14 protein-coding genes are annotated in these 15,983 nt (G+C 66.3%); 6 read left to right on the forward strand and 8 right to left on the reverse strand.

Going from position 1 to position 15,983, the window contains the following annotated elements; genetic code table 11:
- The first annotated feature begins 60 nt into the window (after positions 1–60).
- From CA982_RS00845 to CA982_RS00855, 3 genes are read left to right on the forward strand one after another with little or no spacing between them, the layout of a single operon-like run.
- On the forward strand, positions 61–1,923 hold the full coding sequence (locus CA982_RS00845) for a DUF3556 domain-containing protein (RefSeq protein WP_086533446.1): 1,863 nt from the start codon (positions 61–63) through the stop codon (positions 1,921–1,923).
- Positions 1,920–3,341 (forward strand): phytoene desaturase family protein, encoded by a 1,422-nt coding sequence (locus tag CA982_RS00850; protein WP_086533447.1) that lies wholly within the window; start codon positions 1,920–1,922, stop codon positions 3,339–3,341. The genes CA982_RS00845 and CA982_RS00850 overlap by 4 nt, the downstream gene beginning before the upstream one ends.
- A complete protein-coding gene (locus CA982_RS00855) occupies positions 3,338–4,660 on the forward strand; it encodes a PucR family transcriptional regulator (RefSeq protein WP_086533448.1) in 1,323 nt (440 codons plus the stop codon). The genes CA982_RS00850 and CA982_RS00855 overlap by 4 nt, the downstream gene beginning before the upstream one ends.
- A 24-nt stretch (positions 4,661–4,684) precedes the next feature.
- Here CA982_RS00855 and CA982_RS00860 read toward each other — a convergent pair whose 3' ends face one another.
- From CA982_RS00860 to CA982_RS00870, 3 genes are all read right to left on the reverse strand, one after another.
- Entirely contained in the window at positions 4,685–6,421 is a 1,737-nt protein-coding gene (locus CA982_RS00860; protein WP_086533449.1) for a SulP family inorganic anion transporter, read from the reverse strand.
- 73 nt (positions 6,422–6,494) lie between these two features.
- The gene (locus tag CA982_RS00865) at positions 6,495–6,971 is read right to left on the reverse strand and encodes a hypothetical protein (protein ID WP_244176077.1); all 477 of its coding nucleotides are present in this window, start codon (positions 6,969–6,971) and stop codon (positions 6,495–6,497) included.
- A gap of 101 nt (positions 6,972–7,072) precedes the next feature.
- On the reverse strand, positions 7,073–7,669 hold the full coding sequence (locus tag CA982_RS00870) for a TetR/AcrR family transcriptional regulator (RefSeq protein WP_244176078.1): 597 nt from the start codon (positions 7,667–7,669) through the stop codon (positions 7,073–7,075).
- Positions 7,670–7,705: 36 nt separating this feature from the next.
- Here CA982_RS00870 and CA982_RS00875 point away from each other — a divergent pair, with 36 nt between their 5' ends.
- A complete protein-coding gene (locus tag CA982_RS00875) occupies positions 7,706–8,668 on the forward strand; it encodes a DMT family transporter (RefSeq protein WP_086533451.1) in 963 nt (320 codons plus the stop codon).
- A 309-nt stretch (positions 8,669–8,977) separates the two neighbouring features.
- Here the strand turns inward: CA982_RS00875 and CA982_RS00880 are convergent, their stop codons facing one another.
- A complete protein-coding gene (locus CA982_RS00880; RefSeq protein ID WP_086533452.1) occupies positions 8,978–10,750 on the reverse strand; it encodes a DUF3556 domain-containing protein in 1,773 nt (590 codons plus the stop codon).
- A 221-nt stretch (positions 10,751–10,971) separates the two neighbouring features.
- On the opposite strand from CA982_RS00880, the gene CA982_RS00885 reads away from it, so the two are divergent.
- Positions 10,972–11,919 (forward strand): hypothetical protein, encoded by a 948-nt coding sequence (locus tag CA982_RS00885; protein ID WP_086533453.1) that lies wholly within the window; start codon positions 10,972–10,974, stop codon positions 11,917–11,919.
- 19 nt (positions 11,920–11,938) lie between these two features.
- On the opposite strand, the gene CA982_RS00890 is transcribed toward CA982_RS00885, so the two are convergent.
- The 4 genes from CA982_RS00890 to CA982_RS00905 form a co-directional block, all read right to left on the reverse strand.
- A complete protein-coding gene (locus CA982_RS00890; protein ID WP_086533454.1) occupies positions 11,939–12,664 on the reverse strand; it encodes a GNAT family N-acetyltransferase in 726 nt (241 codons plus the stop codon).
- Between the two features lie 22 nt (positions 12,665–12,686).
- Positions 12,687–13,097 carry a DUF3761 domain-containing protein gene (locus CA982_RS27145; protein WP_086533455.1) on the reverse strand — a complete coding sequence of 137 codons (411 nt, stop codon included), beginning with the start codon at positions 13,095–13,097 and terminating at the stop codon, positions 12,687–12,689.
- A gap of 84 nt (positions 13,098–13,181) precedes the next feature.
- Positions 13,182–13,700, reverse strand: coding sequence for an OsmC family protein (locus CA982_RS00900; RefSeq protein WP_086533456.1), 519 nt, complete (start codon positions 13,698–13,700; stop codon positions 13,182–13,184).
- Between the two features lie 292 nt (positions 13,701–13,992).
- Positions 13,993–14,217 (reverse strand): amphi-Trp domain-containing protein, encoded by a 225-nt coding sequence (locus tag CA982_RS00905; RefSeq protein WP_086533457.1) that lies wholly within the window; start codon positions 14,215–14,217, stop codon positions 13,993–13,995.
- A gap of 133 nt (positions 14,218–14,350) precedes the next feature.
- Here CA982_RS00905 and CA982_RS00910 point away from each other — a divergent pair, with 133 nt between their 5' ends.
- Positions 14,351–15,946: an alkaline phosphatase D family protein gene (locus CA982_RS00910; protein ID WP_086533622.1), complete on the forward strand. Its 1,596-nt coding sequence runs from the start codon at positions 14,351–14,353 to the stop codon at positions 15,944–15,946.
- Positions 15,947–15,983 lie beyond the last annotated feature (37 nt).

Here is a 15,983-nt window from a genome sequence, read left to right on the forward strand (position 1 = left end):
CCACACCACAACCCGCCCACACCACAACCGACCCATTCACACGACAAGGAGTGCGCACCAATGGGACTCACCCAACCAGACTTTCCCCAAGTGGACCCGGAGACATTTCTCCAGCGGCCGTTCTTCGATCGGATCCGCGTGCTGGGAGCCCACTGGGCAGATCATGGCTTCGGCACGCCGAAGATGGTTCATCTGATCTATCTGATGAAAGTCTTCGTCTTCTACGGCGGTGTCGGGATCGTTCTCGCGACGCTGACGTCCGGACTCAACCCGCTGCACGTGACCGAGTGGTGGAACCAGCCGATCGTCTATCAGAAGCTGGTCTTGTGGACCGTGCTGGTGGAGGTCCTGGGCATCGGAGGGTCGTGGGGGCCGCTGGCCGGCCATTTCAAGCCGATGACCGGCGGCTTCCTGTACTGGCTGCGGCCACAGACTATCCGGCTCCCACCGTGGCCCGACACGGTCCCCTTCACCAAGGGTGACTCCCGCACCGCGTTCGACATCGCGGTCTATGCACTCATCCTGGCGAATCTTGCTGTCGCGATAGCACTCCCGGGTATCGCGTCGAACTCGCTGGACTCGGTGGTGGCCGACAACCAGGGATTGGTGAACCCCGTTCTGATGTACCCGCTCATCGCGCTCTTCGTCGTGATCGGCCTGCGGGACAAGGTCATCTTCATCGCGGCTCGCTCCGAACAGTATCTCCCGGCGATGATCTTCTTCGGCGTCCTCCCGTTCGTCGACATGATCCTGGCGCTCAAACTGCTCATCGTGTCGGTGTGGGTCGGTGCCGGGATTTCCAAGCTGGGACATCATTTCTCGATGGTGATCCCGCCGATGCTGTCGAACACCCCGTGGTTGCCGAGCAAGAAGATCAAGCGGGCGCACTATCGCGACTTCCCCGAGGACATGCGGCCGTCGAAGCTGGCCGGCGGCGTCGGGCACGTCCTGGGCACCATCGTCGAGGTCGTCACCCCACTGGTCTTGCTGTTCTCGACGAGCAAGTCGCTCACCGTGGCGGCCGTCGTCCTCATGGTGTGCTTCCACTTCTTCATCCTGTCGACGTTCCCACTGGCCGTTCCGCTCGAATGGAACCTGCTCTTCGCGTACGCCTCGGTGTTCCTGTTCCTCGGATTCCCGGCCTGGGACGGCTACGCGCTGACCGACACGTCGATGCCGTGGGCGATGGTGCTGATAGCCGCCGCCCTCTGCTTCTTCCCCGTGCTCGGCAACCTCCGTCCGGACCTGGTCTCGTTCCTCCCGTCGATGCGCCAGTACGCGGGGAACTGGGCGTCGGCCACGTGGGCTTTCGCGCCCGGTGCCGAGGAGAAGCTCGACAAGCACATCGTGCGGCCCGCGAAGAACACCCGCACCCAGCTCCTCGCTTCGTACCCGGCCGAGGTGGCCGATGTCGTGATGCACCAGCTGCTGGCCTGGCGGTCGATGCACAGCCAGGGGCGTGCCCTGTACTCGCTGATGATCCGTCATCTCGGTTCCGACATCGACAGCTACACGCTGAGGGAGGCGGAGTTCTCGTGTAACTCGCTGGTCGCCTTCAACTTCGGTGACGGGCATCTCCACGACGAGCGGCTCATCGCGGCGCTGCAGAAGCGGTGCGGCTTCGCGCCGGGCGAGTTCACGGTGGCCTGGATCGAGTCCCAACCGATCCACCGGGGCACGCAGCGGTTCAAGGTGATCGACGCGGCGCTGGGCGTCATCGAGACCGGGACCTACCGGGTGGTCGACGCGGTGAACGAGCAGCCGTGGCTGCCCAACGGGCCCATCCCGTTCCAGGTCGACTGGACTCTCGACGTTGACGCTCGCCGCGCCGTCACCGATCCTGAGGTGGTGCATGAACCGAAGATGCGCTCCGATGACCGCAGCGCGCCACCGGTCCGGTTGACCGATCAGGCGCCGCAGTGACCACAGCTGTCGTGGTCGGCGGCGGGCCCAACGGGCTCGCCGCCGCTCTGCACCTGGCGCGCAACGGTGTCGACGTCCAGGTCCTGGAGGCGGCCGAGGTCGTCGGTGGTGGGGCCCGGTCGGGCGAACTGACGGTCCCGGGCGTCATCCACGACCACTGTTCGGCGTTCCATCCGCTGGGCGTGGGATCGCCGTTCTGGGCGGAGGTCGGTCTCGAGCGGTACGGGCTGGTGTGGAAATGGCCCGACGCCGACTGCGCGCATCCCCTCGATTCCGGCGACGCCGGATTGCTGTTCCGGTCGATCGGTGCCACGGCGGCGGGACTGGGCTCCGACGGATCGCGCTGGCAGGCGATGTTCGGTGATCTGGCCGAGCATTTCGACGATCTCGGCGACGATCTGCTCCGCCCGGTCGTGCACGTTCCCGGTCATCCGGTTCGCCTCGCATCGTTCGGCCCGCGGGCCATCCTGCCGGCCACCGTGCTCGCGCGTTGGTTCCGTACCGAGCGTGCCCGTGCGCTGTACGGCGGGATCGCGGCACACCTGTTCTCCCGGTTGGACCGTCCGCTCACCGCGTCGCTCGGGCTCATGATCGCCGCGAGCGGGCACCGTTACGGATGGCCGGTGGCCGAGGGCGGTTCGGGAGCGATCACCGCGGCAATCGTCGGCGCACTGCGGGACTCGGGCGGCAAGATCGAGACCGGTGTCCGGGTGAGCTCGCGTGCCGACCTGCCGCGGGCGGACATCACGCTGCTGGACCTGTCCCCGGCGCAGGTGCTCTCGATCTTCGGCGACGAGATGCCGGCCCGAATTCGCCGCTCGTACCGGCGTTATCGAATCGGGTCGTCGGCCTACAAGGTGGATTTCGCGATCGACGGGGACATCCCGTGGTCGAATCCGGACTGCCTGCGCGCCGGGACAGTGCACCTCGGCGGGAGTTTCGCGGAGATCGCCCACACCGAGCGACAGCGCGCGGCCGGTGTGATGGTCTCACGCCCGTTCGTCCTCCTCGGTCAGCAGTACATCGCCGATCCCGGTCGCAGTGCGGGCGGGATCAATCCGATCTACGCGTACGCGCATGTCCCTCGAGGTTTCGACGGAGATGCCACCGAGCAGATCGTCGCGCAGATCGAGAGATTCGCACCGGGATTCCGCGACCGGATCGTGGCGACGGCCGGCACGGGTACCGAACAACTCCACGCGTCGAACGCCAACTTCGCGGGTGGGGACATCATCGGCGGCGCGAACGACGGCCTGCAGATGGTCCTGCGACCCCGGGCCGCGCTCGATCCGTACGCGATCGGCGTACCGGGCGTGTACATCTGCTCTCAGGCGAGTCCGCCCGGTGCCGGTATCCACGGGTTGTGCGGATACCACGCCGCCGAGTCGGCGCTGCGGTACGCACGGTCGCGACGATGACCGCGTCGCGATCGTCGCGTGCGCTGTGGACAGCGGGGGACGCCGCGCGCGACCGGTTGGCCGGAGTGCCCGCGGCGGCCGGGTCCGAGCTGCTCGAACAGGCCGCCGTGATCGCGAAGACCCTGCACGAGAACGTGTCCGACATCGTCTCCGAGTTGAGCGCCATGATGGCCCGGGAGATCGATCAGCTCGACACCGACCCCAAGCTCGTGGAGTTGCTCGAGGCGAGCGTGCACGGCAACGTCTCCACGATCATCCACGTCCTGGCCAACGACATTCCGATCGAACACCTGCAACCGACAACCGCTGCAGTGGAATACGCGCTGCGTCTGGCGCAACGGGACGTGCCGTCGAACTCGCTCGTGCGTGCCTACCATCTCGGGCAGAACAGCGTGATGCGTGAATGTTACCGACTGGTCGAGGATCTCGACCTCGACGCCGGACAGTCGATGGCGTTGACCCGGCACATCTCGGATGTGTTGTCCGGTTACATCGATTGGATCTCCCTGTACGTGTTCGAGGCGTACGAAGACGAACGCCGACGGTGGCTCGGCGTCGAGGGCAACGTGCAATCAGCGGCCATCCACTCATTCCTCGACGGCGCCGATCCCGATGGGCGGGCTTTCGAGTCCGAGACCGGTTACGCGCTCGACCGCCGGCACCTCGCGCTCATCCTCTGGTCATCCGACGACGAACCTCGCGAACTGGTCGCGCTGACCCATGCGGCCCGCGAACTCGGTACCCGGTTGGGCGGAGGCTCCCCGCCGATCGTCACCGCGATCGACCGGTCGACGGTCTGGGCCTGGATTCCGTTGGTCGGCCGGGACGTCACCGACGATTCGTCGGTGAGCACGGTGCGCTCGACCATGCCGGCGGGAATCCGAGTCGCGGTTGGTCTTCCGGCATCCGGGGCACGAGGTTTTCGGAGAACCCACGAGCAGGCACGCGCCGCCTACTCGGTGGCGACCATGCCGGGTGGTGCGGCGAATCGGGTGATCGGATTCGGCGACCGGGGTGTGGCCGTGGTGTCCCTGCTGGCGCAGGACCTCGAGTCGACGCGGGCGTGGGTCCACGAAGTCCTCGGCGGACTTGCCGAGGACTCCCCGAACGCGAACATGCTGCGGGAGACGCTGTCGGTGTATTTCGCGACAAAGGAGAGCCACCTCCACACCGCTGAACGGCTCAACCTCCACCGCAACACGGTGAAGTATCGCGTCGGCAAGGCGCTCGCCGAGGTACCGGCGGACCGTGACCGCCTGGATCTCGCTCTGGCGCTGACGGTGTGCGAATTCCTCGGGCCGGTGATCTTCACCCGTTGAGCGTCGGTGTCCGATGTCGTCGTGTCAGGCGCCGTCGTTCGACTTCTGGATGTCCCGGCGGGGTTGCCCGGTGATCTCGTCGATCTTCGCCCCGGTCGTGGGTGCGAAATGCGTGTCGTCGAACCGAGGCCTCCCGTCGACGCGCAGGTCATACCGTCGAAGTATGTCTCGCACCGGGTCTTTCATCTCCGCGAAGACGAGGGTGATGTCGTGGGTGCGGAGGTAATCGTCCAGTTCGACGAGCTCGTCGACCGCGGTGGCGTCGATGTCGACGATCGGTTCGGCGGCGATGATCACTGTGTGGAGCTCTCGCCCCGCTCTTCTCGCCTCGCGGACCTTGCCTCGGACGTAGTCGTCGAACATGCCGCCGTTGGCGAAGAACAGTGGTGCGTCGAATCGGATGATGAGCACACCGTCGATGCGTTCGGCCTCGGGATGGCGGGTCACATCGTGGTAGCCGCGCAGTCCTGGAACCCGCCCCAACTCCGTGCGGTACGGACGCCACGCGAGATTCACGAAGGCGATGAACGACAGGCCGATCGCGACCAGGATGCCCTGCAGGACACCGATCAGCGCGACACCGAGGAACGCGGCGATCGACAGCGCGCCCTCGACCCAGTTGGCGCGGAACAGCGCCACCACGCCCGAGATGTCGATCAGTGAGATGGCCGCGGCGATCACGACGGCGGCCAGGGCTGCTGACGGAAGGTAGGCGGTGACTCCCGGTGCGACGAAGATGAACACGACGATCAGGAGCGCCCCGACGACCGCGGCGAGTTGCGATTTGGCCCCGGCCTGTTCGGCCACCGGGGTCCGGGAGGACGACGCCGAGATCGCGAATCCGCTCAGGAATCCGGTGGCGATGTTCGCGGTGCCGATGGCCGCCATCTCCTGACTGCCGTTGACCTGGTCGCCGGCGCGAGCAGCGAAGGTCCGCGACAGCACACTGGTGTCCGCGAAGGCGATCAGCGCGATACCGACAGCCGGGCCGATGAGGCTGATGACGTCGTCGAGGGTCACGCCGTCGAGGGACGGCGACGGGAATCCGCGGGGCATGGCGCCGACGACCGGCAGGTCGTCGGACCATCCGAACACCGCCACCGCGACGATCGAGGCCACCACCGCGACGAGGACACCGGGAATGGCCCTGCGCCAGAACTTGAGCGCGAAGATCAGGACGAGGCAGGCGATCCCGATGGCCGAGGGGAGCAGTTCGGCCTCGCCGGACGCGACACCCTTGACGATGTTGATCGCCTCCTGGATGACCGAATCACCGTCGACGCTGAAGCCCAACAGCTTCGGCAACTGGCTGAGCACGACGACGAGTGCGATGCCGTTGAGGTAGCCGATGCGGATCGGTTTGGACAGGAGATCGGTGACGAAGCCGAGCCGGAGCAAGCCGCCGATCAGGAGGACCAGGCCGACCTCGATGGCCAGAACGCCGGCGAGCGCGATCCGCTCCTCGTCGAAGGCGGCGAGCGGGATGATCGACGCGGCGATGATCGGGGCGAGCGACGAGTCCGGGCCGAGGACCAGGATGCGCGACGGTCCGACGACGGCATAGACGAGCAGCGGTATCACCGTCGCGTAGAGACCTGTGACCGGCGGCAGGCCGGCGACTTCGGCGTATCCCATGCCCGCGGGGATGAGCAACGCCGTCAGCACGATACCGGCGACGATGTCGCCCTTCAGCCACGACTTCTCGTAACCGCGGAGCACTCCCAGCCCGGGCAGGAACCGTGAGACCGTTTCCGGTTGCATCAGGCGATTATGGGCCTTTCTGGCCGCGCCGGCATGCCTTTGCCGAGTGGATATCGTGCCGGATTCGATCGGGTCAGGCGGTGACGGTCCGGGCGACGTTTCTCGGGGCTGTTGTCCGCGGCGGGATCACGGGCGACAGAGCGAGGGCGATGGTGCCGGTGACCGTGAGGTGCGCGGGGACCTCGACGTGCAGGGTGCGACGATGCCGGGAGAGGTCGACAACGGTGAGGTCGGTCATGGTGGCGCCCGCGAGGTGTGTCCCGGGGAAAGCGACGTCGAGCAACGCGGAGTGGAGCGGAAGAGCGGCGTCGACCTGGACGACGACGCGTCCGTGTGCGGCGACCGCGGACGTGATCCGGGTGACCAGGGTGGGGAACCACATCGACGTCGGGCACAGGGACTGACAGATCGGGTGGCCGTCGGCGTCGAGGTAGAACGCGATCTTGCGGTGCAGCGATTCCGCGCGAAGGGAGAGGTCGCCGGCGACGACATCCGCGCCCGACGTGTGCAGCTCTGTTCCCCACGTTGCGGTTTCGAACGTTCTGGTCACGGTGACGCCTTTCAGTGAGGGCAGTATGGCGAACAAGGTCACCCGATCAGGTCTACTCCGCGAAGTGTTGGCGGGGAACGGATCCTGGCGCTAAGAGTTCGTCAAATCGGCTGCTGCCCGGCGATCATCTCGAGCGCGACGTCCCGAGCGGCATCGAGCGCATCGGGTTCGACGCCCATCCCGGCGGTCACCAGCGCGCCCTCGTGCAGGATGAACAACCGTTGCGCCAGTGCGTTCGCATCGGGGGCACCGGCATCCGTTGCGATCGAGCGGAGAAGGTCTCGTAGGTCGTGCTTCTGCCCGACGATGAGCGGATGGGCCGGATGAGCGGGATCGCTGATCTCGGCGTGCGCGTTGATCATCGCGCATCCCTTGTGGCCTCGGTCGGCCGACCAGTCCCGCGTCGCGTCGAAGACCGCGGCGAGTTGCGCGTCCGGTGTTGCGTCGGCTGCGTCGAGCCGGGACCGGAGGAATTCCTGCCAGGCGGCGTTGCGGGCACGTAGGTACTCGACCACCACCTGTTCCTTGGAGCCGAAACGGTCGTAGAGGGTGCGCTTCGTGACGCCCGCCGCATCCGCGATGGAATCGACGCCGACCGCATGGATTCCGTGCTCGTAGAACAGCGTGGAGGCCGCATCGAGGATGAGACGGGCCTTCGGCGTCCAGTCCACGGTCACAGGTGCGGTCTCGGCAGTCACATGACAAAGACTACACCGATCGGTAAAGTCGCCCGCATGCGAACTTCACAGATCGGTATACCCACCCGGTGGGTGACCTTCGCGATGTCGGCGGTGTTCGTGGTCTGCTGGTCGTCGGGGTTCATCGGGGCGAAGCTCGGCGCCGGTGAGGCATCGGTGCTCACCGTGCTCATGTGGCGATTCCTGGTTGTGGCGGTCGTCCTCGGGTGTGTCGTGTACGTCTTGTGGCGGCGGCGTGGTCTGGCGCCGATGTCCCGGCGGTGGTTCGGTTCTCAGCTGGTGATCGGGGTCCTCTCGCAAGCGGGGTACACCGTCACCGTGTACTGGGCGATCGCGCTCGGCGTCAGCACCGGGACGACGGCACTGATCGACGGTGTCCAGCCGCTCGTCGTCGCCGCATTGGCGGGCCCGCTGCTGGGGGCGGTCACCCATCGGCGCCAGTGGTGGGGACTGCTCGTGGGAGCCGCCGGCGTCGTCGTCGTCACCTGGTCGGACGCGGCATCGTCCGCAGGCGCGCCCTGGTGGGCGTACCTCGTCCCGTTGTTGGGGATGGCCGCCCTCGTCGCGGCCACCTTCCTCGAGCGGCGCGTCGACGACTCGCCTTCGCCCGTCATCGTCCTGGCGATCCACTGCGGCGCGTCCGCGGTGATCTTCACCGCGGCAGGGCTTGTCGCGGGCGTGGCCGAGCCGCCGGCGGATGGCACCTTCTGGTTGGCGATCGTCTGGCTGACGGTGCTGTCCACGTTCGGCGGTTACGGGCTGTACTGGGTGCTCCTACGACGATCCGGCGTCACCTCGGTGAACACGCTCATGTTCCTCATGCCGCCTGTCACTGCCCTCTGGGGTACCGCGATGTACGACGAACCCTTCGGCTGGACAACGGCTCTCGGACTGGCGATGGCGTGCGGGGCCACCTGGGTGGTGAATCGTGCGGCACCGCCGCCCGAGGGGCGTGGTCGGCGAGATACTGAAACGCGTACTGCAACTGCCGCTCCCTGATTTGAGAGAACGGCAGACCCACTGCTCCCTGAGGAGCGCCCCAAACGCCGTACTCCGAAAGTTCCGCGAAACAACTGCTCCCTAATCCGAAAGAACCGTATAGCCCCTGCTCCCTGAGGAGCGCGCGGAGCTTGCGGAGGGCGCGTCACGAAGGGTCTTCGCGAGACGAGCTTGCGAGACCCTTCGTGACGCTCGCGAGCTCGCTCCTCAGGGGGCGGGGGTGACGCTCGCGAGCTCGCTCCTCAGGGAGCGGGGGTGACGCTCGCGAGCTCGCTCCGCAGGGAGCAGTTGGAGGTCGCTTCTTTCGGACTAAGGTGCAGGGAGCGGGCCGCTCCGCTCGCTCCTCGAGGACCCGCCGTTGTCGGCGCGCCAGGTCACCGTGACCGGAACCCGGTCGTCCCACGGTTGTCGCGTGACGAGGTCGGCGACACGCACGTACCCTCGTTCGAACTCGCCGACCGCCGGGTCGATGAGACGATACTCCTGCGTCTGACGGTGAATCGGTTGCGCGTCGAGCAGCACGATCCGGACCTCACCGGGCTCGAAATGACAACGCCGCTGCAAGGATTCGATGAGCTGCTCGTTGGAGAGATGCCCGTCCCCGAAGTTCCACCCCATCGCCGTGCTGCAGATGCGCTCGCCGTCGGTCAGTACGTACTGCTCTTCCGGGGTCGGTTGCATCGCGCGGTGCGCCAACGTGAACAACGCCCGACCGTGACTGTTGAACGAGCGGAACGCATAGCCCATGTAGAGCGGGATCTGGGCTGCTTCGGGACTGCCGTAGAAACGCTCGAGTTGCGCCGCCGGCATGGACGCGATGGCGACGATGCCCTTCTCGATCTTTGCGGATGCGGACGGTTTGATGCACCACAGACCCGTGTCCCAGTTGCCGGCGTAGTACCGCATGCCCGGCAGGAATGAGACCTTGCGCGGCATCAGGTTTCCGATGGTGACCGTGCCTGCGGACACGGCGAAGAGCAGGATCGGCCAGGGCGACTGGAGGTCGGTGAGTCCGATGTCGGGGTGGCCGACGAAGATCGCCACGATGCCGAACATCATGAAGACGTTCCATTCCAGCGGCACACCCATGGGGATCGACGACAGGATGCCGAAGTGGAAGACCAGCATGATGGCTGCGGCGACCGCGGTCACCCACCCGCCATGCGAGAAGAACAGGACGAGCGGGACGAGTCCTTCGATCGCCGTCGAGAAATGGGCGATCCATCGCGAACGGCGCCCCGGTCTCAGGTCGTCGGGAAAGTTCTCGAAGAACTTCCGCTTGATCGTCGGCGACCGCCAGATCGGATTGTTGGACATCATCGTTGCGATGACGAACGGGAAGTGTTTGTTCAGCTTCGACGTCGCCGCCCCCAGCCAGATGCACAGGAACACCAACTTGGCGGCGATGACCATGTCGACGCCGCTGAACAGGAACGCCACCGTGAACGCCCCGTACACCTCGCCGCGGGCCGCCAGGAACACGGTCTTGTCGCGTAGCCCGACCGCTGCGAGCACGCCCACGACCGCCCAGATCTGCCAGCTGGGGAGGACTCCGACCGTCGTGTCCAGTTCGGGGATCGCGCCGGACCCCGGGCTGAACAACGCGATGACGAGGACGACGAGCAACGCGGCATACAGAACCACATCGACCGGACCGCGAGAATCGCCCGCGGTCAACGGGATTCGCGGCCACGGCGGTTGCCGGATGGTCTTCGGGCGCAACCAGTAGAGGATCGATCCAAGGGGCGGGAAGAACCGGTTGTTCAGCGGACCGAATCCGCAACCGAGGCCCACGACCTCGAACAGCATCGTGTACAGCACGATCTTCTGGAAGACGATCGGCTCGTTGTACCAGGTGGTGACGTCGAAGAAGCCGTCGATGCCGGGGGTGCTGATCACGATGACCCAGCCGACGAGGACGTAGGCGAGGATCTTGCCGACATAGAACAGGTGCAGTGCCACCGGCGTCCCGAACCCGACTTCGGCCCAGTGCCGGGCCATCGGTCTGATCTTCTCCGCGCGCGTTCCCCGACTCCACGTCGCGAAGTCGATGTCCGGGGTGGTCTGTTTCAGGAATCCCATCGTCGGAGAACCTAGCAAACCAAGTGCTTGCTTGGTGCCGGTTCGGTGTCCTCTCATCGACGGGCCCGCCTGGAGAATCGGCGTCCGGCAGAAGCGCAGGCGAATGCGTGCCCCGTCCGCCTGTCACCTGGGCGTCGAATCTCGGGGTCGGCACTTCACGATGATCGCTGACCTGCGCAGGAACGGACCACCGTCGTCGTGAACCGTGGTCTACTGGATGAATGATGTACGTCGTGATCGCCGTCTTCGTGGTGGTCATGGCGGCGGCCCTCATCGTGCTGTTGGGCATGGCGATCGGCGCGTTCTCGGCGATGTTCACCGGCATGCGTGATGACCTACGCACGCGGAGGTCGGCCGCACGGGCGCAGCCGGACGGTCCACACCCGGCGCGCGAACCCGAAGAATCCCCGGCTGACCCGCTGGGCGACCTCGCCGACACGCTTCGATTGGCGCAGGCGCGGCGCTGGGAGTCATGCCAGTCGATTCGACAGCGACTGGACGGCGATCCCTCCGAGCACGGGGAGAGGGATGCCGGCCGGTTCACCCTCCGTGCCCTGGACATCTGGCGAGGTCGATCGCTCGAGAGCGTCGACGAAGGGGAGGCCGGGGTTCGTCGACACGGGGGCGACACCGGCGAACTCGACCGCTTCGCGTCCGACCCGGTGGGCCAGATCGCGTGGACGACCGCGGCGGTTGCGGAGCGCATCAGTGACCTCTCCGCATGGCGGCTCGACTTCTTCGATCGTCACTCGGTGCGCGTCGACCTGGGCGGGGAGGTCACCGCCATCGCGCGCGCGGCCGTCGGCCTTCGCGACCAGTTCGTCATACTCGGCGACGCGCCGTCGGGGCACCTGGCCGCCGACCCGGAGGTGGTCTCCACGTTCGCCGAGAAGTCGCTCCTGCTGTCGGGCCGCCTCGACGAACTCGTGCGGCGCCTCGAGGCGTTCGCCGGTTACGAGCAGATCGTCGCGCAGATCCAGCACCGCCAGGAGAAACAGGCGTGGCTCGACCGTGTCGGTGGGATCGACGATGTCGAGCACGTCGTCGCCACCGAATGGGATCGGGCGGAGGCCGATCGGATGCGGCACATGGCCGACGAATCGGATGTGCTGGCCTCGATCTACCTCGATGAGATTGCGCCGCTCGCGAAGTCGCTGAAGCGGGAGTGAACGAGGTCGACGGGTCTGATCAGTGTGGTGCGGTGATCACCTGGAACAGGACCTCCCGGCGGACGATGAAGCCCAGTTGCTCATACAGCCTGATCGCGCCGACATTGCGGGCGTCAGCGTGAAGGATCGGGGTGTCGCCGCTGGTCCGGATGCGGTGTGCCAGATCGAGTACGAGTCGTGAGGCGAGCCCGTGGCCGCGAAAGTCCGGGTCGGTGCACACCGCACTGATCTCGGTGTACCCCGGAAGCCTCAGCCGTTCGCCGCCCATCGCGATGAGGCGGCCGTTGCGTCGGATTCCGAGATAGGTGCCCATCTCGATGGTGCGAGGACGGAACGGGCCAGGACGGGTGCGCTCGACCAGATCGGTCATCTCCGGTACATCCGCGGCGGTCAGGGGCACGGCCTCGTCGTCAGGCCGCGCATCGACGCCCGCATCGATCATCTGCACGCCGGGCAGGTCCATCGTCGTATCCCATTCGGCGGGCGGACGATTCGTGACCACCGGCAGGAACAGGGAACCACCCGGACCGACGAGCTCGGCGGCATCTGACCAGTCTCGTGCGGTGGGCGAGTCGGGGAGGGCCGCCATGGGGCAGACATCGGGGTGATACCGCAGAGCCGCACCGTGGCGCTGAGCGAAGGGGGCATGGGGCCCGGTGAGGGCCGCGAGGGCCGGGTTGTCGAGCACCGCGTGACCGGCGAACTCGGGTTCGGGTACCCGTTCGTCGGTGATGCGGTCGGTCACACGGTGACGATACTCGGAGAGATCAGCTGCTTCCGAAGAGGAGGGCGCCGAGGAATCCGATGCCGATCACGGAACTACCGATCACCGCGCTGCCGAAGCCGAGCTCGGCGCTGCCGCTGCCACCCGCCCCGGCGGCGCCTGAATCGTCTGCGATGCCGCCGTGCCGGGAACAGGCGCCCTGGCGGTTCTCGGCGTGGCTGTACGTTCCGTCTTTGCAGCGGATTCCAGTCGGTGAGCTGTCGGGACCAGGGACGCAGCTCCCCTCCGAATTCTCATACCACCCCGACCCGCAGGTGTAATCGACCTTGTGACCACCAGGGTCCGCGTGAGCGGTCGCGCCTCCACCGGATACGCCGGCGATCAGAACGCCGAAGGTCAACACAACTACTGCGGCGAACCCTACGAGAAGTCGCCGCGCTGTCATCGTAGGCATCGGGCCATCGTCGGCGAATCGAGCGTCGGCGTGGCAGCCTTCGACGGATCCGGCACAGATCTGCCGTCGAACGTCGGGGGCGTGTCAGTTGATGACGATCTCCACGGGCACCGCGTTGCCGAGGGTGTGCCCGACCGGTGAGCTGGCCTGGACCTTGGCGTGCAGCTCGTCGAGCTTCTCCTGCGGGGCATCGGAGTCGAGGGTGACTCTTGCGGTGATGGACTCGAACCCTGCATGGCCCTCCGCCAGGCCGAGGAAGACGTGGAGGTCGAGGTCACCCTTCAGATCGATGCGTAGATCCTTGAGTTCGATGCCCGCGACCGTGGCGTTCGCGGCATAACCCACGGCCAGGCAGTTGCCGAGGGCGCCGAGCAATTGCTCGACCGGGTTGGGTGCCGTGTCGCCACCGCCGAGCGCGGCGGGCTCGTCGGATGCGACCGGCGAGAAGTTGCGAATCCGGGCCTCGGACGCGAACGAGCCGTTCCACTGGACGTGCGCGGCCCACGTGGTCTGTGCCTTGGTGGAGTCGCTCTGGATCGCTTCGACCAGTTGGCCGACGGCGGCGATGTCCACGTCGTTGAGGCGGGTGGCGGTCTCTGTCATGGTGCTCCTTCGACGGTCCGGTTGCCGACGAAGCTAGCGGGCGCAGCCGAGTACGACGACGTTCTGCCTCACGCTGAGCCGAACACTGGGAAGCTCTCGCGACAAGGAGCATGCTGCGCGATCGCTGATCGTGATCCGCGGCGCCGGCGACCCTGACTCGCAGACGTCAACTCGACCGGCAGACCTCGATCGAAGTCTGGCGGTCGAGTCGAAGTCTGGGAGTGCGTGCCCGCAGCTGCCCGGCGGTTGATGCGCACCGACCGCGCGACCCCGCGAGCCGGGAGATCGTTGTCTACCAAGTGATCTCGATCTCGAGCTCGGATTCTTCCTCGCCCCGTTCGATCTCGATCTTCAGCTGGACCGTGGCCGGGATGTCGACGCGGACGGTCTTGTTGTTCTCCACGAAAGACACTTCGTTGTGACGCGCGATGGCGTCTGCGAGCTCGTGGATCTTCTTCGCCGCCTCCTCACGAGTCAGTTCGGTCTTGATCTTGTGCTCGAACAGTTCGTCGCTCATCAGTCCATCTGAGCCGACCGGGTATGTCGGGTCAAGCGGCACCCGTGCCCAGATACGCCGACCCGCGATACGGACACCTCCTCGTCACCCGCACTTCACGGTGCATTGGAAGTGCTGCGCAACTCTGATGACCATGACCCGATCCCGACGAACCGACACTCCGTCCCGACGCACGATCCTGCGCACCGCCGCTGCGGGAGCGCTCCTCGTCCCGATCGGGTCGGCGATGGCGGCCTGCGGGTCGTCGAACCACGGTTCGGCGGCGCCGAGCCTGGTGAGGAACCGGCCCGTCCTCACCCACGGAGTGGCCACCGGGGAGGCGACCAGTGGAGGGGCGCTGGTGTGGGCACGGTCGGACCGGCCGGCGACCATGATCGTGGAGACTGCGTCCAGCGACTCCTTCGCGGGCGCACGGAAATTCCGTGGGCCACAGCTGACGCCCGACGGAGACGGGACCGGCCGGTTACGCGTGGCGGGTCTGGAACCCGGGCAGACCGTGCACTATCGCGTCACCCTCGAAGGTGAGGACGGAGCGCTCTCCGAGCCGGTGACCGGCACCTTCGCGACTGCTCCGGTCCGAGAGGGCGACATCACGTTCCAATGGTCCGGCGACGTGGTCGGTCAGGGCTGGGGGATCAATCCCGACATGGGCGGGATGACCATCTTCTCCACCATGGCCGACCGTGACCCGCAGTTCTTCATCCACTCCGGCGACGCCATCTACGCCGACAACCCGGTCGAGCTGACCCAGGAGCAGAACGACGGCAAGATCTATCGGAGTGTCACCAGTCCGGCGAAGGACCAGGTGGCACAAACCGTCGACCAGTTCCGTGGGAACTATGCATACAATCTGACCGACAACCACTTTCGACGGTTCGTCGGCTCTGTTCCGCAGCTGGTGCAGTGGGATGACCACGAGGTCGTCAACAACTGGTTCCCCGGAGAGAGCCTCGCGGGGCAAGGGCGCGAGGACTACACCGAGATGAGCGTCGACGTGTTGGCGCGCAATGGTCGTCGAGCATGGCAGGAATGGCAACCCGTCGCAGTCGGTGCGTCGGACCGGGTGTACCGCAGCATCTCCTACGGTCCGCTGCTGGACGTCTTCCTCCTCGACATGCGCAGCTACAAGGACCCGAATCCCGATGCCTGGTCGAGAGACAACGTCCACGGCCTCCTCGGCGCCGAGCAGACGCAGTGGCTCATCGACGGGTTACGTAGTTCGCGGGCCACGTGGAAGGTCATCGCCAATGACCTGCCGCTCAGCATCGTCGTGGCAGACAAGAACACGACACCGGCCACCGGTCCGAAGGCGATGGAGGCAGTCGCTCAGGGGGACGGCGGTGATCCGCTGGGTCGTGAGATCGCGTTCTCCCGCATCCTTTCCGAGGCGAAGGGCGTGCAGAACGTCGTGTTCCTGACCGCTGACGTCCACTACACCGCCGCGATCTCCTACGAGCCCGACCGTGCCTCGTTCCGGGACTTCTCGCCGTTCTGGGAATTCGTCGCCGGGCCGTTGCATGCCGGGGCGTTCCCCGAGAGTCCGCTCGACAGCACATTCGGTGCCGAATACGAGTTCGTGCACGCGCCGACGGAGTCGAATGTGTCACCGGCCGAAGGATTTCAGCACTTCGGTGAAGTGACGATCGACGGCCGGACCAAGGTGCTGAGCGTGGATCTGGTCGACGCGTCGGGAAAGACGCTGTACCGGAAGGATCTGGAGCCGTCGTGACACACCGCTGACCGATTGCGGGTTCGGCATCGTTAAT

The organism is Gordonia lacunae, from assembly GCF_002149015.1.
Classification (GTDB): domain Bacteria; phylum Actinomycetota; class Actinomycetes; order Mycobacteriales; family Mycobacteriaceae; genus Gordonia; species Gordonia lacunae.

What these genes read in the sequence shown, in the direction of transcription:
- CA982_RS00905 (WP_086533457.1), bottom strand. Translation starts at nt 14,217, where the DNA reads ATGAGCGACGAACTGTTCGAGCACAAGATCAAGACCGAACTGACTCGT.
- CA982_RS00860 (WP_086533449.1), bottom strand. Translation starts at nt 6,421, where the DNA reads ATGCAACCGGAAACGGTCTCACGGTTCCTGCCCGGGCTGGGAGTGCTC.
- CA982_RS00845 (WP_086533446.1), top strand. Translation starts at nt 61, where the DNA reads ATGGGACTCACCCAACCAGACTTTCCCCAAGTGGACCCGGAGACATTT.
- CA982_RS27145 (WP_086533455.1), bottom strand. Translation starts at nt 13,097, where the DNA reads ATGCCTACGATGACAGCGCGGCGACTTCTCGTAGGGTTCGCCGCAGTA.
- CA982_RS00875 (WP_086533451.1), top strand. Translation starts at nt 7,706, where the DNA reads ATGCGAACTTCACAGATCGGTATACCCACCCGGTGGGTGACCTTCGCG.
- CA982_RS00880 (WP_086533452.1), bottom strand. Translation starts at nt 10,750, where the DNA reads ATGGGATTCCTGAAACAGACCACCCCGGACATCGACTTCGCGACGTGG.
- CA982_RS00910 (WP_086533622.1), top strand. Translation starts at nt 14,351, where the DNA reads ATGACCCGATCCCGACGAACCGACACTCCGTCCCGACGCACGATCCTG.
- CA982_RS00885 (WP_086533453.1), top strand. Translation starts at nt 10,972, where the DNA reads ATGATGTACGTCGTGATCGCCGTCTTCGTGGTGGTCATGGCGGCGGCC.
- CA982_RS00900 (WP_086533456.1), bottom strand. Translation starts at nt 13,700, where the DNA reads ATGACAGAGACCGCCACCCGCCTCAACGACGTGGACATCGCCGCCGTC.
- CA982_RS00855 (WP_086533448.1), top strand. Translation starts at nt 3,338, where the DNA reads ATGACCGCGTCGCGATCGTCGCGTGCGCTGTGGACAGCGGGGGACGCC.